The 22,495-nt window shown below is 63.5% G+C and carries 21 protein-coding genes; 14 read left to right on the forward strand and 7 right to left on the reverse strand.

What is annotated here, in order from left to right:
- Nucleotides 1–24 precede the first annotated feature (24 nt).
- From HU750_RS00485 to gatC, 4 genes are all read right to left on the reverse strand, one after another.
- Nucleotides 25–399 carry a septal ring lytic transglycosylase RlpA family protein gene (locus HU750_RS00485; RefSeq protein ID WP_027595585.1) on the reverse strand — a complete coding sequence of 125 codons (375 nt, stop codon included), beginning with the start codon at nt 397–399 and terminating at the stop codon, nt 25–27.
- 155 nt (nt 400–554) lie between these two features.
- Entirely contained in the window at nt 555–2,000 is a 1,446-nt protein-coding gene (gatB, locus tag HU750_RS00490) for an Asp-tRNA(Asn)/Glu-tRNA(Gln) amidotransferase subunit GatB (RefSeq protein ID WP_085272653.1), read from the reverse strand.
- A gap of 11 nt (nt 2,001–2,011) precedes the next feature.
- Complete coding sequence (gene gatA, locus HU750_RS00495) at nt 2,012–3,463, reverse strand: Asp-tRNA(Asn)/Glu-tRNA(Gln) amidotransferase subunit GatA (protein ID WP_085272654.1); 1,452 nt, start codon at nt 3,461–3,463, stop codon at nt 2,012–2,014.
- Between the two features lie 15 nt (nt 3,464–3,478).
- On the reverse strand, nt 3,479–3,766 hold the full coding sequence (gene gatC / locus HU750_RS00500) for an Asp-tRNA(Asn)/Glu-tRNA(Gln) amidotransferase subunit GatC (RefSeq protein WP_027595588.1): 288 nt from the start codon (nt 3,764–3,766) through the stop codon (nt 3,479–3,481).
- Nucleotides 3,767–3,971: 205 nt separating this feature from the next.
- Here gatC and mreB point away from each other — a divergent pair, with 205 nt between their 5' ends.
- The 8 genes from mreB (at nt 3,972) to tldD (ending at nt 15,069) form a co-directional block, all read left to right on the forward strand.
- Nucleotides 3,972–5,009 carry a rod shape-determining protein MreB gene (gene mreB / locus HU750_RS00505; protein ID WP_003255163.1) on the forward strand — a complete coding sequence of 346 codons (1,038 nt, stop codon included), beginning with the start codon at nt 3,972–3,974 and terminating at the stop codon, nt 5,007–5,009.
- 195 nt (nt 5,010–5,204) lie between these two features.
- Nucleotides 5,205–6,218 carry a rod shape-determining protein MreC gene (mreC, locus tag HU750_RS00510; RefSeq protein ID WP_189674420.1) on the forward strand — a complete coding sequence of 338 codons (1,014 nt, stop codon included), beginning with the start codon at nt 5,205–5,207 and terminating at the stop codon, nt 6,216–6,218.
- Nucleotides 6,218–6,706, forward strand: a complete 489-nt coding sequence (mreD, locus tag HU750_RS00515; RefSeq protein ID WP_027595590.1) for a rod shape-determining protein MreD — start codon at nt 6,218–6,220, stop codon at nt 6,704–6,706. Before mreC ends, mreD begins: the two co-directional genes overlap by 1 nt.
- Before the next feature lie 33 nt (nt 6,707–6,739).
- Nucleotides 6,740–7,351, forward strand: coding sequence for a Maf family protein (locus HU750_RS00520; protein WP_186675612.1), 612 nt, complete (start codon nt 6,740–6,742; stop codon nt 7,349–7,351).
- 54 nt (nt 7,352–7,405) lie between these two features.
- A complete protein-coding gene (gene rng, locus HU750_RS00525; RefSeq protein ID WP_027595592.1) occupies nt 7,406–8,863 on the forward strand; it encodes a ribonuclease G in 1,458 nt (485 codons plus the stop codon).
- Nucleotides 8,864–8,945: 82 nt separating this feature from the next.
- Complete coding sequence (locus tag HU750_RS00530) at nt 8,946–12,761, forward strand: YhdP family protein (RefSeq protein WP_186675616.1); 3,816 nt, start codon at nt 8,946–8,948, stop codon at nt 12,759–12,761.
- Nucleotides 12,762–12,775: 14 nt separating this feature from the next.
- Nucleotides 12,776–13,627 (forward strand): carbon-nitrogen hydrolase family protein, encoded by an 852-nt coding sequence (locus HU750_RS00535; protein ID WP_027595594.1) that lies wholly within the window; start codon nt 12,776–12,778, stop codon nt 13,625–13,627.
- A 2-nt stretch (nt 13,628–13,629) separates the two neighbouring features.
- Nucleotides 13,630–15,069 carry a metalloprotease TldD gene (gene tldD / locus HU750_RS00540; protein WP_099452990.1) on the forward strand — a complete coding sequence of 480 codons (1,440 nt, stop codon included), beginning with the start codon at nt 13,630–13,632 and terminating at the stop codon, nt 15,067–15,069.
- A 117-nt stretch (nt 15,070–15,186) separates the two neighbouring features.
- Here tldD and yjgA read toward each other — a convergent pair whose 3' ends face one another.
- Complete coding sequence (yjgA, locus tag HU750_RS00545) at nt 15,187–15,705, reverse strand: ribosome biogenesis factor YjgA (RefSeq protein ID WP_027595596.1); 519 nt, start codon at nt 15,703–15,705, stop codon at nt 15,187–15,189.
- 108 nt (nt 15,706–15,813) lie between these two features.
- On the opposite strand from yjgA, the gene pmbA reads away from it, so the two are divergent.
- From pmbA to HU750_RS00575, 6 genes are all read left to right on the forward strand, one after another.
- Nucleotides 15,814–17,160: a metalloprotease PmbA gene (gene pmbA / locus HU750_RS00550; RefSeq protein WP_186675618.1), complete on the forward strand. Its 1,347-nt coding sequence runs from the start codon at nt 15,814–15,816 to the stop codon at nt 17,158–17,160.
- 250 nt (nt 17,161–17,410) lie between these two features.
- Nucleotides 17,411–17,812 carry a FagA protein gene (locus HU750_RS00555; protein WP_186675621.1) on the forward strand — a complete coding sequence of 134 codons (402 nt, stop codon included), beginning with the start codon at nt 17,411–17,413 and terminating at the stop codon, nt 17,810–17,812.
- The gene (locus HU750_RS00560; protein ID WP_186675624.1) at nt 17,805–19,181 is read left to right on the forward strand and encodes a class II fumarate hydratase; all 1,377 of its coding nucleotides are present in this window, start codon (nt 17,805–17,807) and stop codon (nt 19,179–19,181) included. The genes HU750_RS00555 and HU750_RS00560 overlap by 8 nt, the downstream gene beginning before the upstream one ends.
- Nucleotides 19,182–19,230: 49 nt before the next feature.
- Entirely contained in the window at nt 19,231–19,692 is a 462-nt protein-coding gene (locus HU750_RS00565) for a DUF2753 family protein (protein ID WP_186675627.1), read from the forward strand.
- A 1-nt stretch (nt 19,693) separates the two neighbouring features.
- Nucleotides 19,694–20,305, forward strand: coding sequence for a superoxide dismutase (locus tag HU750_RS00570; protein ID WP_186675629.1), 612 nt, complete (start codon nt 19,694–19,696; stop codon nt 20,303–20,305).
- 11 nt (nt 20,306–20,316) lie between these two features.
- Nucleotides 20,317–21,210: a ZIP family metal transporter gene (locus HU750_RS00575; RefSeq protein ID WP_027595602.1), complete on the forward strand. Its 894-nt coding sequence runs from the start codon at nt 20,317–20,319 to the stop codon at nt 21,208–21,210.
- Between the two features lie 136 nt (nt 21,211–21,346).
- On the opposite strand, the gene HU750_RS00580 is transcribed toward HU750_RS00575, so the two are convergent.
- Both HU750_RS00580 and rapZ read right to left on the reverse strand, forming a co-directional pair.
- Entirely contained in the window at nt 21,347–21,619 is a 273-nt protein-coding gene (locus HU750_RS00580) for an HPr family phosphocarrier protein (RefSeq protein WP_186675631.1), read from the reverse strand.
- Between the two features lie 20 nt (nt 21,620–21,639).
- Nucleotides 21,640–22,494 (reverse strand): RNase adapter RapZ, encoded by an 855-nt coding sequence (gene rapZ / locus HU750_RS00585; RefSeq protein WP_027595604.1) that lies wholly within the window; start codon nt 22,492–22,494, stop codon nt 21,640–21,642.
- Nucleotide 22,495: the final 1 nt, after the last annotated feature.

Raw genomic sequence — 22,495 nt, forward strand, 5'->3', positions numbered from 1 at the left:
AAAATGGTCAGGGCTCCAGTAGGGTCAGTCGCTCAGACCTTGTACCCGCACGCGCGCCGTTCCGCTACGGAGCATGCCGATTTTTTCTGCTGCAGCGCGTGACAGGTCAATCAGCCGGCCGCGTGTATGCGGGCCGCGGTCATTGATGCGCACCACCACGCTGCGTTGGTTGGCGAGGTTGGTGACCAGCACGCGGCTGCCGAACGGCAGGCTGCGGTGAGCGGCGGTAAGGCCGTGCTGGTTGAACGGTTCGCCACTGGCCGTGCGTTTGCCGTGGTGGCGCGAGCCGTAATAGGAGGCGGTGCCGGTCTTGTCGTAGCCGCGGGGGTCGATGTCGTGGCTGGCACAGCCGGCCAGCAGGGAGAATAGGGCGAGGGTCCCGAGGGATCGTTTTAGCAAGTCTGATGCTCCGGTGCTGCCATTGGGGCCGCTGTGCGGCCTTCGCGGGGCAAGCCCGCTCCCACAGGAACTCCACAGCATTGAGGCCAATGAAATACCTGTGGGAGCGGGCTTGCCCCGCGAACGAGGGCGCAGCCCTCGCCGCATTTTTCAGCTCACCCTTCGAGCTTGGCTTTGAGCAATTGGTTCACTTGCCCCGGGTTGGCCTTGCCCTTCGACGCCTTCATCGCCTGGCCGACGAAGAAGCCGAACATCTTGCCGCGCTTGGCCTCATCGGCGGCGCGGTACTGTTCGACCTGTTCGGCATTGGCAGCCAGCATTTCGTCGAGCATCTTGTCGATCGCACCGGTGTCGGTGACCTGCTTCAGGCCACGGCTCTCGATGATGCTGTCGGCATCGCCTTCACCGGCGGCCATGGCCTCGAACACGGTTTTGGCGATCTTGCCGCTGATGGTGTTGTCACTGATACGCAGCAGCATGCCACCCAACTGCTCGGCGCTGACCGGTGCCTGGTCAATCTCGACCCCCAGCTTGTTCAGCAGGCTGCCCAGCTCGACCATGACCCAGTTGGCTGCCAGCTTGGCGTCGCCACCAATCTTCACCACTTGTTCGAAGTAGTCTGCCTGTTCGCGGCTCGATGCCAGCACGTTCGCGTCGTAGGCCGACAGGCCGTACTGGCTCTGGAAGCGCTCGACCTTCTGCGGCGGCAGCTCTGGCAGGCCGGCGCGGATGGTGTCGAGGAAGCTGTCCTCGATGACCACCGGCAGCAGGTCTGGGTCGGGGAAGTAACGGTAGTCGTTGGCTTCCTCCTTGCTGCGCATGGAGCGGGTCTCGTCCTTGTTCGGGTCGTACAGGCGGGTTTCCTGGATGACCTTGCCACCGTCTTCGATCAGGTCGATCTGGCGCTGGATCTCGCTGTTGATCGCACGTTCGATGAAGCGGAACGAGTTGACGTTCTTGATCTCGCAGCGGGTACCGAACTCGGCCTGGCCTTTTGGCCGGATCGACACGTTGCAGTCGCAGCGCAGCGAGCCTTCGGCCATGTTGCCGTCGCAAATGCCCAGGTAGCGCACCAGGGCGTGGATCGCCTTGACGTAGGCCACGGCTTCCTTGGCGCTGCGCATGTCCGGCTCGGAAACGATTTCCAGCAGCGGCGTGCCGGCGCGGTTCAGGTCGATGCCGGTGGAGCCGCTGAAGTCTTCGTGCAGGCTCTTGCCGGCGTCTTCCTCCAGGTGCGCACGGGTCACGCCGATGCGCTTGATGGTGCCGTCTTCCAGGGCGATGTCCAGGTGGCCCTTGCCGACGATCGGCAGGTCCATCTGGCTGATCTGGTAGCCCTTGGGCAGGTCGGGGTAGAAGTAGTTCTTGCGCGCGAACACGTTGCGCTTGCCGATCTCGGCATCGATCGCCAGGCCGAACATGCACGCCATGCGCACGGCTTCCTGGTTCAGCACCGGCAGTACGCCGGGCATGCCCAAGTCAACCAGGCTGGCCTGGGTGTTCGGCTCGGAGCCGAAGGTGGTGGCGCTGCCGGAGAAGATCTTCGACTGGGTGGCGAGCTGAGTATGAATTTCCAGCCCGATCACAACTTCCCATTGCATGTGTGAACTCCTCAGAAGCCGTTGGGGGCGCGGGTGTGCCAGTCGGTCACTTGCTGGTAGCGGTGCGCGACGTTGAGCAGGCGGCCTTCCTGGAAGTAGGGCGCCAGCAGTTGCACGCCGACCGGCAGGCCATCGACGAAGCCAGCCGGCATCGACAGGCCCGGCAGGCCCGCCAGGTTGGCGGTGATGGTGTAGACGTCTTCCAGGTAGGCGGCGACGGGGTCGCTGCTCTTGGCGCCGAGCTTCCAGGCCGGGTTCGGCGTGGTCGGGCCGAGGATCAGGTCAACACCTTCGAACGCGGCCATGAAGTCGTTCTTGATCAGGCGACGAATCTGCTGGGCTTTGACGTAGTAGGCGTCGTAGTAACCGGCCGACAGGGCGTAGGTGCCCACCATGATGCGGCGCTGCACTTCGGCACCGAAGCCTTCGCCACGGGAACGCTTGTACAGGTCGGTCAGGTCTTTTGGCGCTTCGCAGCGGTAGCCGAAGCGCACGCCGTCGAAACGCGACAGGTTGGAGGATGCCTCAGCAGGCGCGATCACGTAGTACGCCGGGATGGCGTGCTGCATGTTCGGCAGGCTGATTTCCTTGACCACGGCGCCGAGCTTTTCCAGCTCCTTGACGCTGGCTTGCACCAGGTCAGCGATGCGCGGGTCCAGGCCTGCGCCGAAGTATTCCTTCGGCAGGCCGATGCGCAGGCCTTGCAGCGAAGCGTTGAGGTTGGCGCTGTAGTCCGGCACCGGCTCTTCGATGCTGGTGGAGTCCTTGGTATCGAAACCGGCCATGCCTTGCAGCAGCAGCGCGCAGTCTTCGGCCGTGCGGGCCAGCGGGCCGCCTTGGTCGAGGCTGGAGGCGTAAGCGATCATGCCCCAGCGCGAAACACGACCGTACGTCGGTTTCAGGCCAGTCAGGTTAGTCAGCGCTGCCGGCTGTCGGATCGAGCCGCCAGTGTCGGTGCCGGTGGTGGCCGGCAGCAGGCGCGCGGCGACTGCCGCAGCCGAGCCGCCCGACGAACCGCCCGGGACGTGCTCCAGGTTCCACGGGTTTTTCACCGGGCCGTAGTGGCTGGATTCGTTGGCCGAACCCATGGCGAATTCGTCCATGTTGGTCTTGCCCAGGGTGACCATGCCGGCTTCAGCCAGCTTGGCGACCACGGTGGCATCGTACGGCGCCTTGAAGTTGTCGAGCATCTTCGAGCCACAGCTGGTGCGTACGCCGTTGGTGCAGAACAGGTCCTTGTGGGCAATGGGCGCACCCAGCAGGGCGCCAGCCTCGCCAGCGGCGCGACGGGCGTCAGCGGCACGGGCCTGGCCCAGGGCCAGTTCCTCGGTGACGCTGATGAAGCTGTTGATTTGCGGGTCGAGCTGTTTGATGCGCGCCAGCAGGGCGCCCGTCAGCTCTTCGGAGGAAAACGACTTGTCGGCGAGTCCGCGGGCGATCTCGGCCAGGGTCAATTGGTGCATGGCAGGCTCTATCCCTTACTCGATGACTTTGGGAACCAGGTACAGACCGCTTTCGGTCGACGGTGCGATGGCCTGGTAGGCCTCGCGCTGGTTGCTTTCGGTGACCTGGTCGGGACGCAGTCGCTGGCTGGCCTCCAGGGGGTGGGCGAGGGGCTCGATGCCAGTGGTGTCGACCGCTTGCATCTGGTCGACCAGCCCGAGAATGCTGTTCAGTGCATCGGTAATGCGTGGCAGTTCGCCATCATTCAGCCCCAGACGGGCCAGATGGGCGATCTTTTCCACGTCGCAGCGTTCAAGCGCCATGGGGATCTCCAGGGGAAACAAAGAACGGAATTAGGGTCCGTGATGAGGAACATGTCGGCATTCTGGCGGTCATACGGCCGCGATCATCTGCTGGCGTGCTCGGAAAAACGACCAATTTAACATATTGGCTCCTTGCCCAAAATCCCTGCCATTGTTAGAGTTTGCCGCACTTTTTTACCCACGCTTTCCCCAGGGTCACTTTCCCATGTTCAAGAAACTGCGTGGCATGTTTTCCAGCGATCTTTCCATCGACCTGGGTACTGCCAACACCCTTATTTACGTGCGTGAGCGCGGTATCGTCCTGAATGAGCCCTCGGTTGTTGCCATCCGTACCCATGGCAATCAGAAAAGCGTCGTCGCCGTCGGTACCGAAGCCAAACGCATGCTGGGCCGTACGCCCGGCAACATTGCTGCCATTCGTCCGATGAAGGACGGCGTCATTGCCGACTTCAGCGTTTGTGAAAAAATGTTGCAGTATTTCATCAACAAGGTTCACGAGAACAGCTTCCTGCAGCCCAGCCCTCGCGTGCTGATCTGCGTGCCGTGCAAGTCGACCCAGGTAGAGCGCCGCGCGATTCGCGAGTCGGCCCTGGGTGCCGGTGCCCGTGAAGTGTTCTTGATCGAAGAGCCAATGGCCGCCGCCATCGGTGCGGGCCTGCCGGTCGAAGAAGCCCGTGGTTCGATGGTCGTCGATATCGGTGGTGGTACCACTGAAATCGCCCTGATCTCGTTGAACGGCGTGGTTTACGCCGAATCCGTCCGCGTGGGTGGCGACCGCTTCGACGAAGCCATCGTGACCTACGTGCGCCGCAACTACGGCAGCCTGATCGGCGAGTCCACCGCCGAGCGCATCAAGCAGGAAATCGGCACCGCCTACCCAGGTGGCGAAGTGCGCGAAGTCGATGTCCGTGGCCGTAACCTGGCCGAAGGCGTACCGCGTGCCTTCACCCTGAATTCCAACGAAGTGCTGGAAGCCCTGCAAGAATCCCTGGCGACCATCGTCCAGGCGGTCAAAAGCGCCCTGGAGCAATCGCCGCCGGAGCTGGCCTCCGACATCGCCGAGCGTGGCCTGGTGCTGACCGGTGGTGGCGCACTGCTGCGCGACCTCGACAAACTGCTGGCCCAGGAAACTGGCCTGCCGGTGATCGTCGCCGAGGACCCGCTGACCTGTGTCGCCCGTGGCGGCGGTCGCGCCCTGGAGATGATGGACAAGCACGCGATGGACCTGCTCTCCAGCGAGTGATGCTGCTCGCTGTTCCTGAGCGCCCGGTTTACAGGTAGCACGCACAGTGCTACCTGTATGCGCTGGGCTGGCGTCCGTCCGGGCGTCGTTTCCGTCAACCCGCAACCAGGCTGGTGCGTTGTCCCATGTCCAATGACCTCCTGAGTCGTCCACGAGGAACGGCCCATTAAACCGCTTTTCTCCAAGGGCCCTTCGCTGGGCGTTCGTCTGCTCGTATTGGTGGTGCTGTCGGTCGCGCTGATGGTGGTCGATGCGCGCTTTGCCGTGCTCAAACCCGTGCGCAGCCAGATGGGCCTGGTATTGATGGAGTCGTACTGGATCACCGATTTGCCGCAGCGTTTGTGGCAAGGCGTGGCAGGCCAGTTCGGCAGCCGTACCGAACTCATCGCGGAAAACGAAAAGCTCAAGACCGAGGCCCTGCTGTTGCAGGGGCGCCTGCAGAAGCTGGCGGCCCTGACCGAGCAGAACGTGCGCTTGCGTGAACTGCTCAACTCGTCCGCCCTGGTCAACGAAAAGGTTGAAGTGGCCGAGTTGATCGGCGTCGACCCTAACCCGTTCACCCACCGCATCCTGATCAACAAGGGCGAGCGCGATGGCGTGTTCCTCGGCCAGCCGGTGCTCGATGCCCGCGGCCTGATGGGCCAAGTGGTCGAGTTGATGCCCTACACCTCGCGGGTACTGTTGCTGACCGATACCACCCACAGCATTCCGGTACAGGTCAACCGCAACGGCCTGCGCGCCATCGCCAGTGGCACCGGCAACCCGGAGCGCCTGGAGCTACGCCATGTGGCCGATACCGCCGACATCAAGGAAGGCGACCTGCTGGTCAGTTCCGGCATGGGCCAGCGCTTCCCCGCGGGTTACCCGGTGGCCACGGTCAACGAAGTGATTCACGACTCCGGCCAGCCGTTCGCCATCGTTCGTGCCATCCCTACCGCCGCGCTCAACCGCAGCCGCTACATGCTGCTGGTGTTCAGCGACCGACGCAGCCCGGAGCAACGCGCCACTGACGCTGCGATCGCGCAGGAAGAGGCCGACCGCAAAGGCACGTCGGTGGGCGTCCAGCCTGGCGCCAATGGCGAGCAGGGCGCGCCTGCCACCCCGGCGGCGACGCCTGCAGCACCTGCAGCCGCTACCCCGCAGCCAACCGCGGCCCCTATAGCGCCGACCGCACCTGCGGCAGCGCCCGCCCAACCTCGGAGGCAATGATGGCTGCATCACGCCGTAATAATGGCTGGGTCATCTGGCTGACGTTCGCCATCGGCCTGCTGCTCAGCGTTTCGCCGATGCCGCAGTTCATGGAAGTGTTCCGGCCTATGTGGCTGGCGTTGCTGGTGTCGTTCTGGACACTCGCGGTACCGAGCAAGGTCGGCATGACCACGGCCTTCGTACTAGGGCTCGCCGAGGATGTGCTGTATGGCACGTTGCTGGGGCAGAACGCGCTGATCCTGACCTTGATCACCTTCCTGGTGCTGTCATTGCAACAGCGCCTGCGCATGTTCCCGATGTGGCAGCAGAGCCTGGTGATTCTGGTGATTTTCGGTATTGCCCAGTTGATCCAGCTGTGGCTCAGTGCCTTGACCGGTAACCGCCTGCCGACCTTGGCGCTGGTGTGGTCAGCCGTCATCAGTGCCTTGCTCTGGCCATGGATCAGCTTTGCCCTGCGCGACCTGCGCCGACGCTTGCGTATAAATTGACGGCGTTGCCGCGACTGACAGGGAGATGTCTACATGAACCCGCTTTACCTGGCCTCTGGCTCGCCACGTCGTCGTGAATTGCTGACCCAGATCGGCGTACCGTTCACTGCGGTCAGCGCCCCCATCGATGAAACCCCGCTCGCCGACGAAGGCGCCGCAGCCTATGTCGAGCGCCTTGCCCGGGCCAAGGCAGAGGCTGGCCTGGCCTGCCTCCAGGGCCCGGCTGTCGTCCTGGGCGCAGATACGGCGGTGGTCCTCGAAGGCCGTATTCTCGGCAAACCCGAAAACCGCGAACATGCCCTGGCCATGCTGGCCGACCTGTCTGGCCGCGAGCATCAGGTGCTGACGGCTGTCGCCCTGAGCGATGGCCAGCGCAGGCAAAGCCTGTGCGTCAGCAGCAACGTCCGTTTTCGTACCATCAGCGCCGATGAAGCTGCCCGTTATTGGGCCAGCGGCGAGCCTGCCGACAAAGCCGGTGGCTATGCCATCCAGGGGCTGGCGGCGGTATTCGTCACCGCCCTGACGGGCAGCTACTCCGCCGTGGTCGGCTTGCCGTTGAGCGAGACCGCCGATCTGCTGGCCCAGTTCGGCATTGCCTGCTGGCAGTTGCCCGCGCTTTCTTCAGAGGTAACAAACCCGCGGTAGCCAGTACCGCGTACGCGATCCATCATTATCCAAGACCTTTGACGAGAGCCTGCCATGAGTGAAGAGATCCTGATCAACATCACCCCGATGGAGTCACGTGTGGCGGTGGTGGAAAACGGGGTGCTGCAGGAAGTGCACGTCGAGCGCACCCTGCGCCGCGGCATCGTCGGCAATATCTACAAGGGCAAGGTGGTGCGCGTGCTGCCCGGCATGCAGGCGGCCTTCGTCGACATCGGCCTGGAGCGCGCGGCGTTCATCCACGCCTCGGAGATCTCCCAGCGCGAAGGCTCGGCGGTAGAGAACATTACCGCGCTGGTGCATGAAGGCCAGGCCCTGGTGGTACAGGTGACCAAAGACCCGATCGGCACCAAGGGCGCACGCCTGACCACGCAGTTGTCGATCCCTTCGCGTTACCTGGTGTACATGCCGCGCAGCAGCCATGTCGGTATTTCCCTGAAGATCGAAGACGAAGCTGAGCGTGATCGCCTCAAGCAGGTAGTCAGCAGCTGCATGGACAGCGAGAACATCAAGGATGCCGGTGGTTTCATCTTGCGTACTGCCGCCGAAGGCGCGCGCGCTGAAGAAATCCTCCAGGACATTCGCTACCTGCGCCGCCTGTGGGAGCAGATCGGCAGCCAGATCCAGAGCTGCGGCGCACCCACGGTAATCTACGAAGACCTCGGCCTGGCACTGCGTACCCTGCGCGACCTCGTCAACCCGAAGATCGAGAAAATCCGCATCGATTCGCGCGAAACGTTCCAGAAAACCACGCAGTTCGTCGGCGAACTGATGCCGGAAATCGCCGATCGCCTCGAGCATTACCCTGGCGAACGGCCGATCTTTGACCTGTACGGCGTCGAAGACGAGATCCAGCGCGCCCTGGAGCGCAAGGTGCCGCTCAAATCCGGTGGCTACCTGGTGGTCGACCCGGCTGAAGCGATGACCACCATCGACGTCAACACCGGCGCCTTTGTCGGCCATCGCAACCTCGAAGAGACCATCTTCAAGACCAACCTCGAAGCCGCCACCGCCATTGCCCGGCAACTGCGTCTGCGCAATATCGGCGGCATCATCATCATCGACTTCATCGACATGGAAGATGAAGAGCATCAGCGCCAGGTGCTGCGCACCCTGGAAAAACAGCTCGAGCGTGATCACGCCAAGACCAACATCATTGGCATTACCGAGCTGGGCCTGGTGCAGATGACCCGCAAGCGCACCCGCGAGAGCCTCGAGCAGGTGCTGTGCGAGCCGTGCTTGGCTTGCCAGGGGCGCGGCAAGCTGAAAACCCCCGAGACCATCTGCTACGAAATCTTCCGTGAAATCCTCCGCGAGGCCCGTGCCTATCAGGCCGAGGGCTACCGCGTGCTGGCCAATCAGAAGGTGGTCGACCGGCTACTGGACGAGGAGTCCGGCAACGTTGCGGAGCTCGAAACCTTCATCGGCCGAACTATCCGCTTCCAGGTCGAGTCGATGTACTCGCAGGAACAATACGATGTGGTGCTGCTCTGAGGTTTCGCGAAACGCGCCACAGGATGGCCGGGCTGGCAAAACCGGCACTTAGGGCCATCATGGATAAACGACCTGGAGGGCCATGGCCATGGGACGTCTGACCCGCGTTCTTGTCGCCTCGACCCGCTGGGGGCTGGGCATTTGCGCGCTGCTGGCGGTGTTGGTGGCGCTGTACGTTAGCGTTGGCCGGCAACTGGTGCCGCTGGTGGCCGAATACCGGGCCGATGTCGAGCACAAGGCCGAGCAAGCGTTGGGCTTGCCGGTGCACGTTGGTGCCCTGGAGGGCCGCTGGAGCGGGCTTGCGCCTGTACTGCGCGTTCGCGACCTGCAATTGGGCGAAGGTGCTGGCGCGTTGCGCCTGGACGAGGTCAAGCTGGTGCCAGACCTCTGGGCCAGCCTGACCTCCCGTGAGGTGCGCCTGGCACGTATCCAGCTGGGTGGCTTGCAACTGATCCTGCGCGAAGACGCGCAAGGCGCCTGGAACCTCGAAGGGCTGCCGAAGAAGGATGATGCCCCGCTCGACCCCGCCGAGTTGCTGCAGCGCCTGCGCCAGCTGGGGCGCATCGATGTGTTCGACAGCCAGGTAACCCTGCATCCCTGGCAGCGCGACCCCCTGACCTTGACCTACGTGAGCGTGGGCTTGCAGGCCGGTGCCTCGCGCCAGGCCCTCGACCTGCGCGCCACGCTGCCTGACGGCCAGCCCCTGGCGTTGAACCTGCGCAGCCGCGCGTCGGCCGAGGCCTGGCGCGATGGCCAGGTTGCCGCCTACCTGAGCCTGCCGCAAAGCGACTGGGCACGCTGGTTGCCGCCGAGCCTGCTGGGCAAGTGGCACGCCAGCGCATTGCGCGCGGGTGGCGAGTTCTGGGTCGACTGGGGCAAAGGCCAGTTGCAGCAAGCCGTGGTCCGGCTCAATGCGCCCCAGCTACAAGGCGCTTATGCCGAGCGCAAAGCCGCGACCGTGGAGAACCTGGCGTTGTCTGCGTGGTTCCAGCGCAACGAGCAAGGTTTTGATGTGATGGTCGATTCCCTGGCCATGAATATCGGCAAGAACCGTTGGGAGTCCCACCTTCAATTACGTCAGCGCCCAGGGCAGGCCCCCGCTGATGAGCGCTGGCAAGTGCAGGCCGACCGCCTCGACCTCACCCCTTTGACCCCGTTGATCAATGCCCTGGCACCGCTGCCGGACAACCTCATGGCCGTGGTTGATGGCCTGAAAGTCACCGGCGCCCTGCGCAACGTGCGCCTGGAGGCGCGGCCCAAAGCCGAAGGCGACCAGCGCCTGCAGTTTGCCGCCAACCTAGAGAAGGTTGGTTTCAACGCATACCACGGTGCCCCGGCGGCCGGCAATGTCAGCGGCAGCGTCAGTGGTGACCTGGGGCACGGCGAGCTGCGGCTGGATACCGATGCGTTCATGCTGCACCTGTACCCGATCTTCGCCAAACCCTGGCATTACCAGCAGGCCAATGCGCGCCTGACCTGGGCCCTCGACAAAGAAGGCTTCACCCTCGTCGCGCCCTACCTGAAGGTACTGGGCGAGGAGGGCAAGATCGCCGGTGACTTCCTCATTCGCCTGCTGTTCGAAGAGGGCCGCGAGGACTACATGGACCTGCGCGTCGGCTTGACCGAGGGCGATGGCCGCTACACGGCCAAGTACCTGCCCGAAGTGCTGAGCCCGGCCCTCGACGAATGGCTGCGCAGTGCGATCGTCAAAGGCACCGTGGACGAGGGTTACTTCCAGTACCAAGGCTCGCTGAACCATGGCGCCGCGCCAGAGGCGCGCAGTATCAGCCTGTTCTTCAAGGTGCGCGACGCGGTATTGGACTTCCAGCCCGGCTGGCCACAGGTGCAGCAGGTGGACGGTGATGTGCTGATCGAGGACAGCGGTGTGCGCATCAAGGCTCACCATGGCCTGTTGCTCGACACCAAGGTCAGTGACGTCAGTGTCGATATCCCCCACGTCGAGGGTGACCAGCACAGCCACCTGTATCTCGATGGCGATTTCGACGGCAGCCTGGACGACGGCCTGAAAATTCTCAAAGAGGCGCCGATCGGCACGGGCGAGATCTTCGCCGGCTGGGAAGGCGAGGGCCCGCTCAAGGGCAAGGTCAAGCTCGATATCCCCCTGGCCCACGGGGAACGGCCCAAAGTTCAGGTGGACTTCGCCACCGCTGATGCCCGCCTCAAGGTGGCCCCGCCTAGCCTGGAGTTGAACCGCCTGAAAGGCGACTTCAGCTTCGATTTGGACAAAGGGCTCAGTGGCAAGAACATCAGCTTGCAGGCGTTCGGCAAGCCGGTCACCGCGCAGATCGTTGCCGAGGGCGCGCCAGGGCAGATGCAGACCCGCATCAACGCCAATGGCCAGGTCGCGCTGAAGGCGCTGACCGAGTGGCTGCAATTCAACCAGGCCTTGCCGGCCTCGGGCGACTTGCCGTATCAGTTGCAGCTCAACCTCGGCAGCCGGGACAACAGCCTTAGCGTCAATTCCTCACTCAAGGGCCTTGCCATCGACTTGCCTGCGCCCTTCGGCAAGGCCGCTGCGGACACCCGTGACAGCCGTTTCAGCATGAACCTGCAAGGCTCGGAGCGACGCATTGACGCCGGTTATGCCGACCTCGCGCGCTTCGCCTATGCCGCGCCTTCCGACAAGCTGGCCCAGGGCCGCGGCGAATTGCTGCTGGGCACGGGCCAGGCACAAGTACCGGCCGGCCAAGGCTTGCGCGTACGTGGGCGACTGGAAACACTCGACCTGGCCCCGTGGCAGGCCAAGGTGGCCAGCCTGGGCGGTGATGACCCCGGTGGCAGTGCGCGGCAGATCCTGCAAAGCGTCGACCTGAGCATTGGCCAACTGAAGGCCTTCGGCATGGACCTCAACCAGGCGGTGGTACGCCTGGCCCGGGGTGGCCCGGCGTGGGACCTGCGGCTGGACAGCAAGGAAGTCATCGGCAACGCACGCGTGCCGGATGCCAAGGGCGCGCCCATGTCGATTCGCTTGCAGACCTTGCGCCTGCCGGCGGCCGACCCGGCCCAGGCCCAGGCCGAGGAAGGGCCTGACCCGTTAGCCTCGTTCGACCCGCGCAAGGTACCTGCGCTGGACCTGAGCATCGACAAGCTCTACCGCGGCGACGACCTGTTCGGCAGCGCCTCGATCAAGCTGCGCCCAACCGCGCGCGGCGTGTCGGCAGACGATATCGACCTGGACTTCAAAGGCCTGCGCATCGATGGCGGCGGTGGCTGGGAAGGCCAGCCGGGCAGCACCAGCAGCTGGTACAAAGGGCGCCTGGATGGCAAAAACCTGGCCGATGTGCTCAAGGCGTGGGGGTTCGCGCCTACCGTGACCAGCCGCGATTTCCGCCTGGATGTCGATGGCCGTTGGCCCGGTTCACCTGCCTGGGTGGGCCTGAACCGCTTCTCTGGGAGCATGGACGCGGCATTGCGTACCGGCCAGTTTGTCGAAGTCGAAGGCAGTGCCCAGGCCTTGCGCGTGTTCGGCCTGCTCAATTTCAACTCCATCGGTCGTCGCCTGCGCCTGGACTTCTCCGACCTGTTCGAAAAAGGGCTGGCCTATGACCGGGTCAAGGGCCTGCTGGTGGCCAGTAATGGCGTGTACGTGACCCGTGAACCGATTACGGTGACCGGCCCTTCGAGCAACTTCGAGCTCGAGGGCACCTTGGACATGGTCCGTGACCGGGTGGATGCCAACCTGCAGGTGACCCTGCCGGTCACCAACAACCTGCCGCTGGCTGCGTTGATCGTCGGTGCTCCAGCGGTCGGGGGCGCGCTGTTCCTTGTGGATCGGTTGATCGGCGACCGGGTCTCACGTTTTGCCAGCGTGCATTACCGCGTCGAGGGGCCGTGGAAAGAGCCTAGAATCACATTTGTGAAACCTTTCGAGAAATAGCGCCAGGAGTAGTCATGAAGGCAGCGGTGATCCAGATGGTCAGCCAGGACGACGTGCTGGCCAACCTGCAGCGGGCCGGCGCCCTGCTTGAGCAGGCCGCGCTCGGTGGCGCACGCCTGGCCGTGCTGCCAGAGAACTTCGCTGCGATGGGGCGCAAGGATGCTGCGGCGATCGGGCGTGCCGAAGCCTTGGGGGAAGGGCCGATCCTGCCCTGGTTGAAACGCACGGCGCGCGACCTCAAGTTATGGATTGTCGCCGGCACGTTGCCGTTGCCACCGGTCGGCCAACCTGATGCCAAGGCCCATGCCTGCTCGTTGTTGATCGATGAAGACGGTGAAGTGGCCGCGCGCTATGACAAGTTGCACCTGTTCGACGTGGACGTCGCCGACAACCGCGGCCGTTATCGCGAGTCTGACGATTATGCCCATGGCGCACAGGTGGTGGTGGCCGATACCCCGGTGGGGCGCCTGGGCTTGAGCGTATGCTATGACCTGCGCTTCCCCGAGTTGTACAGCGCATTGCGCGCAGCCGGGGCAGAACTGATCACCGCACCTGCCGCCTTCACGGCGGTGACGGGGGCGGCGCACTGGGACGTGCTGATTCGCGCGCGCGCCATCGAGACCCAGTGCTACCTGTTGGCCGCAGCACAGGGCGGCACCCATCCAGGGCCACGGGAAACCCATGGCCATGCAGCGATCATCGACCCTTGGGGGCGGATCGTTGCGCAGCAGGCGCAGGGCGAAGCGGTATTGCTCGCCGAGCGCGACATTGACGAACAAGCGTCCATTCGGGCGCGCATGCCGGTGGTATCGCACCGGCGCTTTTTCTCGCAGGACGCCTTGCGGCCTGCGCACACCTCGGAGTGACTATGAGCCAGATGTTATCCACCGTCAGCGAGCAGCTCCTGGCCCCAGGCGGATTGACCCTGGACAGCCTGCAGGCTGTGCTGGGTGAGTTGGCCGGCCCGGGCATCGATGCCGCCGACTTGTATTTCCAGGGCCAGATCTCGGAAACCTGGGCGCTCGAGGACGGCATCGTCAAAGAGGGCAGCTTCAACCTGGATCAGGGCGTGGGCGTACGTGCCCAATCCGGTGAAAAGACCGGCTTCGCCTACAGCAATGCTATCAACCTGGAAGCCTTGACCTCGGCCGCCCGCGCCGCGCGTTCGATTTCCCGCGCTGGGCAGAATGGCACGGTACAGGCGTTCCGTAGCCAGGATGTGACCGCCCTGTATGCTCCGGACAACCCGCTGGATGTGCTGACGCGCGCCGAAAAGGTCGACCTGCTCAAGCGTGTCGACGCGGCGACCCGTGCGCTGGACCCGCGTATCCAGCAGGTCAGCGTGAGCATGGCCGGGGTCTGGGAGCGCATTCTCATCGCCGCGGCTGATGGCAGCCTGGCCGCCGACGTGCGCCCGCTGGTGCGTTTCAACGTCAGTGTCATCGTCGAACAGAATGGCCGTCGCGAACGCGGTGGCCAGGGCGGTGGCGGGCGTACCGACTACCGGTTCTTCACCGAAGAGAAGGTCATGGGCTATGCCCGTGAGGCCTTGCGCCAGGCGCTGGTGAACCTGGAAGCGATTCCAGCGCCGGCGGGCACCTTGCCGGTGGTGCTGGGCTCGGGTTGGTCGGGTGTGTTGTTGCATGAGGCGGTAGGCCATGGCCTGGAAGGCGACTTCAACCGCAAGGGCAGCTCGGCGTTCAGTGGCCGCATCGGTGAGCAGGTGGCGTCGAAGCTGTGCACCATCGTCGACGACGGCACCCTTGAAGGCCGCCGTGGCTCACTGAGCGTGGATGACGAAGGCACCCCGACCGAGTGCACCACGCTGATCGAAAACGGTGTGCTCAAAGGCTACATGCAGGACAAGCTGAACGCCCGCCTGATGGGCATGGCCGTGACCGGCAACGGCCGTCGCGAGTCCTACGCGCATCTGCCGATGCCACGTATGACCAACACCTACATGCGTGCCGGCGAGAGCGACCCGCAAGAAATCATCGCCTCGGTGAAAAAAGGCATCTACTGCGCCAACCTTGGTGGTGGCCAGGTGGATATCACCAGCGGCAAGTTCGTGTTCTCCACCAGTGAGGCGTACCTGATCGAGGACGGCAAGATTACTGCGCCGGTCAAAGGGGCAACGCTGATTGGTAACGGACCGGAGGCGATGAGCCGCGTGTCGATGGTCGGCAATGACCTGGCCCTGGACAGTGGTGTCGGGACCTGCGGCAAGGATGGGCAATCGGTGCCGGTAGGGGTAGGGCAACCGACGCTGAAGCTGGATGCGATCACAGTTGGCGGTACTGGCGCGTGATGGCGTTGGGGACCGCGTTGCGGTCCTTTCGCAGCGCAAGGCTGCTCCTACAGGTATCGCATGCCCCTGTAGGAGCAGCCTTGCGCTGCGAATGGGCCGCAACGCGGCCCCACGGCATCAACGCAAGCCGCGCTGCAGCTCGTCGAGGTCGCGGATGTACTTGAACACCTTGCGCGCAGCAGCAGGCGGCTTGTTCCGCGCTTTTTCGTGCTGGGCATGGCGGATCAGCGAGCGCAGTTGCTGGCGATCGGTGTCGGGGTATTCGTTGACGAAGCGCTCGAGGTCTTCGTCATTACCGTCGATGAGCCGGTCGCGCCAGCGCTCCAGGCCGTGGAAGCGTTCGTTGTACTGGCGGGTCGAGCTGTCCATCTGTTCGAGCAAGGCATGGATGGCATCCAGGTCCTGGACGCGCATCAGCTTGCCGACGAACGACATGTGCCGTTTGCGGGCTCCGTGAGCTGTGTGCTTGCTGGCCTCGGCCAACGCTTTGCGTAGCTCGTCGGTCAACGGCAGGCGTGCCAGGGTGTCAGCCTTGAGCGTAGTGAGGCGCTCGCCGAGTTCAACCAGTTCATGCAGTTCGCGCTTGATCTGGGTTTTGCTTTTTTCGCCGTCGTAGGCGTCGTTTGAATCAACCATGGTGGCAGTCCGCTAGAAATCGCCGCCATGATAACCAGTCGGGGGCCGCTTGTCCGGCCCGGTCGTAGAATGACCTTCGCCGAACGCAGAATTTGAGTGGAGAGAACCATGAGTGCAGTCCAGAGCGTAGGTCCGAAAGACCTGCCAGCGTTGCAGGAACAGGTCGAAGCGATCATCGCCGAAGCGCGTCGCCAGGGTGCCAGTGCCTGCGAAGTTGCGGTGTCGCTGGAGCAGGGCCTGTCCACCACGGTGCGCCAGCGTGAAGTCGAAACGGTCGAGTTCAACCGTGACCAAGGCTTTGGCATCACCCTCTATGTCGGCCAGCGCAAAGGCTCGGCCAGCACCTCCGCGAGTGGACCAGACGCGATCCGCGAGACCGTTGCCGCAGCCTTGGCCATCGCCAAGCACACCTCCGAAGACGAGTGCTCGGGGCTGGCCGATGCCGCGCTGATGGCGCGCGAAATCCCGGACCTGGACCTTTATCACGACTGGGATATCGAACCCGAAAAGGCGATCGAGATGGCCTTGGCCTGCGAGGCCGCGGCGTTCGACGCCGATGCCCGCATTCTCAACGCCGATGGCACCACCCTCAACACCCATCAAGGGTGCCGGGTGTACGGCAACAGCCACGGATTCATCGGTGGTTATGCGTCGACCCGGCACAGCCTGAGCTGTGTGATGATCGCTGAGGGCGAAGGGCAGATGCAGCGCGACTACTGGTATGACGTGAACCGCCAAGGCAACTTGCTGGCTGACCCGCGCAGCATCGGCCAGCGCGCGGCCCAGCGTGCGGCCAGCCGCCTCGGCGCGCGCCCCGTACCAACCTGCGAAGTGCCGGTGCTGTTCTCGGCGGAGCTGGCCGGCGGCCTGTTCGGCAGCTTCCTTTCGGCGATTTCCGGTGGCAACCTGTACCGCAAGTCATCGTTCCTTGAAGGCACACTCGGCCAGCGCCTGTTCCCAAGCTGGCTGACCCTCGATGAGCGCCCGCATATTCCTCGGGCCTTGGGCAGTGCCGCGTTCGATGGCGATGGCTTGGCAACTTATGCCAAACCGTTCGTCGACAAGGGTGAGTTGGTGTCGTACCTGCTGGGCACCTACTCTGGGCGCAAGCTCGGGCTGCCGAGCACGGCCAACTCCGGTGGTGTTCACAACTTGTATGTGACCCATGGCGTCGAAGACCAGGCTGCCCTGATCCGCCGCATGGGGCGTGGCTTGCTGGTGACCGAGCTGATGGGGCATGGCCTGAACATGGTGACCGGCGATTATTCGCGTGGGGCTGCGGGTTTCTGGGTCGAGAACGGCGAGATTCAGCATGCGGTGCAGGAAGTGACCATCGCCGGGAACATGAAGGATATGTTCCAGCAAATTGTCGCGATCGGTAACGATCTAGAGACACGCAGCAATATCCATACGGGCTCGGTGCTGATCGAGCGAATGACGGTTGCAGGGAGCTGATAGGTAACCTGCTCTGGCCTCTTCGCGGGTAAACCCGCTCCCACAGGATACCGACTGGCTTCAGGTACTGTGGGAGCGGGTTTACCCGCGAGGAGGCCGGTACAGCCCAGCCTGTTTCAGACTGATTTAGAGAACCCGGCCCTGGTGCCGGGTTTTTTTATGCGTCCGACCTCACTGCTTTAGTCTATTCGCACTTGAAGTGATTCTATTTATCACTTAATAATGAATATCATTACCCAGTTGCTTGGCGATGGTGTTCATGAAATCCGTCCTTCACGAATTGCCCTATTTGGAAAACTGGCGCTGGCTCAGTCGGCGCATTCGCTGCGCGCTCGAGCCCGATGAACCGCGCCTTATCGAGCACTACCTGGCCGAAGGCCGTTACCTGGTGTGCTGCACCGAAACCTCGTCCTGGACGGTGGCGTTGACCTCCTTCCGCCTGCTGCTGGATACCGCCTGCGACCGCATGCTGCCGTGGCATTGGCGCTGCCTGTGCCTGGACCAGGCCTGGCGCCCGTTGCTGGACCTGCGCAACCTCGACCGCCGCGAACAGAACCAGCGCTGGCAGCCCTACGCCCTGCAGTTGGCCAACTGCGTGCTGCTGCCTTCGATTTCTCCCAATGAACTGATGCAAGGATTAGACGATGAGTAATACCCGTATCGAGCGTGACAGCATGGGTGAGCTTCAGGTGCCTGCCGAGGCCCTGTATGCCGCCCAGACACAGCGCGCGGTCGACAACTTCCCGATCAGCGGCCAGCGCATGCCGGCCCAGTTCATTCGCGCATTGCTGCTGGCCAAGGCGGCAGCGGCCAAGGCCAACATCGAGCTGGAGCAAGTGACCGCCGACCAAGGCCAGGCCATCGTCAAGGCGGTCGAGCAACTGCTTGCGGAAGATTTTATCCAGCATTTCCCGGTGGACGTGTTCCAGACAGGTTCCGGCACCAGTTCGAACATGAACGCCAACGAAGTGATCGCCACCCTGGCCAGCCGGGTGCTCGGTGATGCGGTCAATGCCAACGACCATGTGAACTGCGGCCAGAGCAGCAACGACATCATCCCGACCACCATCCATGTCAGTGCCGCCTTGGCGCTGCACGAGCAGCTACTGCCAGCGTTGCGGCACCTGGTGCAGGTGATCGAGGCCAAGTCGGTGCAGGTGCACGCCTTTGTAAAAACCGGCCGCACTCACCTGATGGACGCCATGCCCGTGCGCATGAGCCAGGTGCTCGACGGCTGGGCGGCGCAAATCAACGGCGCGCTGGCGCACATTGAGGCGACCCTGCCGAGCTTGCAGGCGCTGGCCCAGGGCGGTACCGCCGTCGGGACCGGCATTAACGCTCATCCACAGTTCGCTGCCGGTTTCGCGCGTCAGCTGAGTGCCCTGACCCAGGTCGAGTTCACCCCCGGGCAAAACCTGTTTGCGCTGATCGGCTCGCAAGACACGGCGGTGGCCCTTTCCGGCCAGCTCAAGACCACCGCCGTGGCACTGATGAAAATCGCCAACGACCTGCGCTGGATGAACTCCGGCCCCTTGGCCGGCCTCGGCGAGATCGAGCTGCAAGGCTTGCAGCCGGGCTCGTCGATCATGCCGGGCAAGGTCAACCCAGTGATCCCGGAAGCCACCGCCATGGTCGCCGCGCAGGTGATCGGCAATGACGCGACCATCGCCATCGCCGGGCAGTCGGGCAACTTCGAGCTGAACGTCATGTTGCCGGTGATTGCCCGCAACCTGCTGGAAAGCATCGAGCTGATGGCCAACGTCAGCCGCCTGCTGGCCGACAAGGCCATCGCCACCTTCAAGGTCAATGAAAGCAAGCTCAAAGAGGCGCTGGCGCGCAACCCGATCCTGGTCACTGCGCTGAACCCGATCATCGGCTACCTCAAGGCCGCCGAAATCGCCAAGACCGCCTACAAGCAGGGCCGCCCGATCATCGACGTGGCGCTGGAGCACACCGACTTGTCGCGTGACCAGCTCGAGGCCCTGCTGGACCCGGAAAAACTCACGGCCGGCGGTATCTGACTCAGCGTCACCGCCGAGCGTACGAGCCATTGCGCTCAGGAGAAACGTCATGCAGCACTGGAAACGCACCACTGAAACCGCCAACCGCCTGTTCGAGCAAGGTGAATGGGTCGATGCCCGGGAACACTACCTGCAAGCCTTGGCCTTGGCCCAGGTGCTGTTCGAGCGCTGGCATGACGTCGACGAAGCGGTGGCGGTGTTCGTCATCGCTCACCACAACCTGGCCGACCTGCACCTGCGCCTGAACCAGCCGCACGAGAGCGCCGACTACCTGTGCTCTGCACACCAGCGCCTGCTCCAGGCCAGCCAGGAAGCGCGCTTGCCCCAGGCGCTGCGGAATGCAGCGCTGCGCCACAGTTCACGCACCTACACCGAATTGCTGAGTTTCATTGCCGAGTACGGACAGTACCCGCGCACCGAGCGCTTGCTCAACCGTCACGCCCCCGCCGCCAGCGAGCTGGCCGCGCAAACAGGCGTGACACCCAGAACCCACGCTTACGGAATCCATTGATATGCCACATACCTTGCCTGCGTTGCCTTATGCCTACGATGCGCTGGAGCCGCACATCGATGCCCAGACCATGGAAATTCACCACAGCAAGCACCACCAGACCTACATCAACAACCTCAACGCTGCCATCGAAGGCACCGAATGGGCCGAATGGCCGGTGGAGCAGCTGGTAGGCGCGGTCAAGCAACTGCCAGAAAAGCTGCAGGGCGCCGTGATCAACCAAGGCGGCGGCCACGCCAACCACACGCTGTTCTGGACGGTGATGGCGCCACACGGCGGCGGCCAGCCACACGGTCAGGTTGCCAAGGCCATCGAGGCCGAGCTGGGTGGGTTCGACGCGTTCAAGGACGCCTTCACCAAAGCAGCGCTGACCCGCTTTGGCAGTGGCTGGGCCTGGCTCAGCGTCACCCCGGGCAACACGTTAGTGGTCGAAAGCAGCGGTAACCAGGACAGCCCGCTGATGCACGGCAACACGCCGATTCTCGGGTTGGACGTGTGGGAGCACGCCTACTACCTGAAATACCAGAACCGTCGCCCTGAATACATCGGTGCCTTCTACAACGTCGTCGACTGGGCGGAAGTGGAACGTCGTTATCTCGAAGCCTTGAAGTGAGTCGATCCGGTATGCGTTCACAGGTGTTGTCCGTCAGCAGCGTGCGTCTGTTTCGTCTGGCGATAGGAACCTTGCTGTTGCTGGCGGGCACAGCATTGCTGCTGGCGCAGGGCATTGCCTGGCTGGGCCTGGAGCCGCGCATGCTGCGTGCCCTCGAAGGGGGCGCATTGTGTGCGTTGGGGACAGCGCTGGGCGCGGTACCGGTGTTGGTGATTCGTAACATGCCGGTGGCGCTGGCCGACACACTGCTGGGCTTCGGCGCGGGTGTGATGCTGGCGGCCACCGCGTTTTCCCTGATCATCCCGGGGCTGGAGGCGGCGCAAGGCATAGGCTTCAGCCCTTGGGGCGCGGGCGGCCTGATCAGCTTTGGCCTGATGTTTGGCGCCTTGTGCCTGTTCCTGGTCGACCTCAAGGTCTCCGGTGCCTCGCCAGAAGCCTTGGTCGGCACGGACAACCAGCCGGTGATCGCCGCGCGAATCTGGTTGTTCGTGATCGCCATCATCGCCCACAACATTCCTGAAGGCATGGCCATCGGCGTGTCTGCGGGCGGCGGCATGGCCGATGCCGACAGTTTGGCGATGGGCATCGCTTTGCAGGATGTGCCGGAAGGGCTGGTGATTGCGCTGGTGCTGGCGGGGGCGGGCATGCCGCGTTTCAAGGCATTCCTGATTGGTGCCGCTTCAGGCCTGGTCGAACCGGTGGCAGCGGTTATCTGTGCCTGGCTGGTGAATGTTGCCGAACTGCTGTTGCCGTTGGGCCTGGCGTGTGCCGCAGGGGCGATGCTGCTGGTGGTGACCCAGGAGATCATCCCCGAGTCGCGTAGCAATGGGCATCACCGTCTGGCCAGTTTGGGGTTGTGTATCGGCTTTTGCCTGATGATGGTGATGGACACGGCGATGTCTTGAATTGATTGCGCCATGATGATTGTGTCGTGGTTGCGACCGTTCGGCGGGAGATTGTCTGGGCCTGTAAGGCCGAGCGCCGCCCGCGCGGCGCTCGATCTCACAGGCGCTGAAGGTGTTGTGACAAGCCCAGCGTTCCCTACTCGCCTTCGTCGAAGTAGTTGTTGATCAACTCGACCAGCGCGTCCAGCGCGTCGTTGTCCTGTTCGCCCTCGGTCAGCAAGTGCACTTCGGTGCCTTTGCCTGCCGCGAGCATCATCACCGCCATGATGCTCTTGCCGTCCACCAGCTTGTCTGGCGCGCGGCCTACCCTGACCTGGCAGGGAAAGCGCCCGGCCACGCCGACGAACTTGGCCGCCGCCCGGGCATGCAGGCCCAGCTTGTTGATGATGGTGATTTTGCGGGCGGGCATCGTGGGGTGGATCCTGTGGGCTAGAGGTCGCGGTGGCGGACCTGGACGTTTTTCAGGGATTGCTGCAGCAACGTGCCGAGGCGTTCGGTCAGGTACACCGACCGGTGATGGCCACCGGTGCAGCCAATGGCGATGGTGACGTAGGCGCGGTTGCTGGCGGCGAAGCGGGGCAGCCATTTAAGCAGGTAGCTGGAAATGTCGTTGAACATCTCTTCGACGTCCGGCTGGGCGGCGAGGTAGTCGATTACCGGTTGTTCGAGACCAGAATGCTCACGCAATTCGGGCTTCCAGTAGGGGTTGGGCAGGCAGCGCACGTCGAACACCAGGTCGGCATCGACCGGCATACCACGTTTGAAACCAAAGGATTCGACCAGGAACGCGGTGCCAGGCTCTGGTTGGTTGAGCAGGCGCAGCTTGATCGAGTCGCGCAACTGGTAAAGGTTGAGGCTGGTGGTGTCGATCTTGAGGTCGGCAAGGTCGGCGATCGGCCCCAGCATATCGCTTTCAACGCGTATCGCCTCTGCCAAGGAACGGTCGGCATTGGTCAGCGGGTGGCGCCGACGGGTTTCCGAAAAGCGCTTGAGCAGGGTGTCTTCGTCGGCATCCAGGTACAGCACATCACACTTGATATGCCGGGCACGGGCCTCTTCGAGCAGCTCGGGGAAACGCGTCAGGTGGCTGGGCAGGTTGCGCGCGTCAATCGACACGGCGACCTTGGGTTGCAGCAACTCGGTATTGATCAAGGCATCTTCCGCAAGCTGCGGCAGCAGCCCGGCGGGAAGGTTGTCGATGCAATAGAAACCGTTGTCTTCCAGGACATCGAGGGCGGTGCTCTTGCCGGAGCCGGACCGGCCGCTGACGATGATCAGGTGCATG

This window comes from Pseudomonas sp. SWRI50, assembly GCF_014269095.1.
Taxonomy (GTDB): domain Bacteria; phylum Pseudomonadota; class Gammaproteobacteria; order Pseudomonadales; family Pseudomonadaceae; genus Aquipseudomonas; species Aquipseudomonas kermanshahensis.

What these genes read in the sequence shown, in the direction of transcription:
- gatB (WP_085272653.1), bottom strand. Translation starts at nt 2,000, where the DNA reads ATGCAATGGGAAGTTGTGATCGGGCTGGAAATTCATACTCAGCTCGCC.
- HU750_RS00575 (WP_027595602.1), top strand. Translation starts at nt 20,317, where the DNA reads ATGCGTTCACAGGTGTTGTCCGTCAGCAGCGTGCGTCTGTTTCGTCTG.
- mreB (WP_003255163.1), top strand. Translation starts at nt 3,972, where the DNA reads ATGTTCAAGAAACTGCGTGGCATGTTTTCCAGCGATCTTTCCATCGAC.
- yjgA (WP_027595596.1), bottom strand. Translation starts at nt 15,705, where the DNA reads ATGGTTGATTCAAACGACGCCTACGACGGCGAAAAAAGCAAAACCCAG.
- gatC (WP_027595588.1), bottom strand. Translation starts at nt 3,766, where the DNA reads ATGGCGCTTGAACGCTGCGACGTGGAAAAGATCGCCCATCTGGCCCGT.
- rng (WP_027595592.1), top strand. Translation starts at nt 7,406, where the DNA reads ATGAGTGAAGAGATCCTGATCAACATCACCCCGATGGAGTCACGTGTG.
- HU750_RS00530 (WP_186675616.1), top strand. Translation starts at nt 8,946, where the DNA reads ATGGCCATGGGACGTCTGACCCGCGTTCTTGTCGCCTCGACCCGCTGG.
- pmbA (WP_186675618.1), top strand. Translation starts at nt 15,814, where the DNA reads ATGAGTGCAGTCCAGAGCGTAGGTCCGAAAGACCTGCCAGCGTTGCAG.
- HU750_RS00570 (WP_186675629.1), top strand. Translation starts at nt 19,694, where the DNA reads ATGCCACATACCTTGCCTGCGTTGCCTTATGCCTACGATGCGCTGGAG.
- HU750_RS00560 (WP_186675624.1), top strand. Translation starts at nt 17,805, where the DNA reads ATGAGTAATACCCGTATCGAGCGTGACAGCATGGGTGAGCTTCAGGTG.
- HU750_RS00535 (WP_027595594.1), top strand. Translation starts at nt 12,776, where the DNA reads ATGAAGGCAGCGGTGATCCAGATGGTCAGCCAGGACGACGTGCTGGCC.
- gatA (WP_085272654.1), bottom strand. Translation starts at nt 3,463, where the DNA reads ATGCACCAATTGACCCTGGCCGAGATCGCCCGCGGACTCGCCGACAAG.
- rapZ (WP_027595604.1), bottom strand. Translation starts at nt 22,494, where the DNA reads ATGCACCTGATCATCGTCAGCGGCCGGTCCGGCTCCGGCAAGAGCACC.
- HU750_RS00555 (WP_186675621.1), top strand. Translation starts at nt 17,411, where the DNA reads ATGGTGTTCATGAAATCCGTCCTTCACGAATTGCCCTATTTGGAAAAC.
- HU750_RS00520 (WP_186675612.1), top strand. Translation starts at nt 6,740, where the DNA reads ATGAACCCGCTTTACCTGGCCTCTGGCTCGCCACGTCGTCGTGAATTG.
- tldD (WP_099452990.1), top strand. Translation starts at nt 13,630, where the DNA reads ATGAGCCAGATGTTATCCACCGTCAGCGAGCAGCTCCTGGCCCCAGGC.
- mreD (WP_027595590.1), top strand. Translation starts at nt 6,218, where the DNA reads ATGGCTGCATCACGCCGTAATAATGGCTGGGTCATCTGGCTGACGTTC.
- HU750_RS00565 (WP_186675627.1), top strand. Translation starts at nt 19,231, where the DNA reads ATGCAGCACTGGAAACGCACCACTGAAACCGCCAACCGCCTGTTCGAG.
- HU750_RS00580 (WP_186675631.1), bottom strand. Translation starts at nt 21,619, where the DNA reads ATGCCCGCCCGCAAAATCACCATCATCAACAAGCTGGGCCTGCATGCC.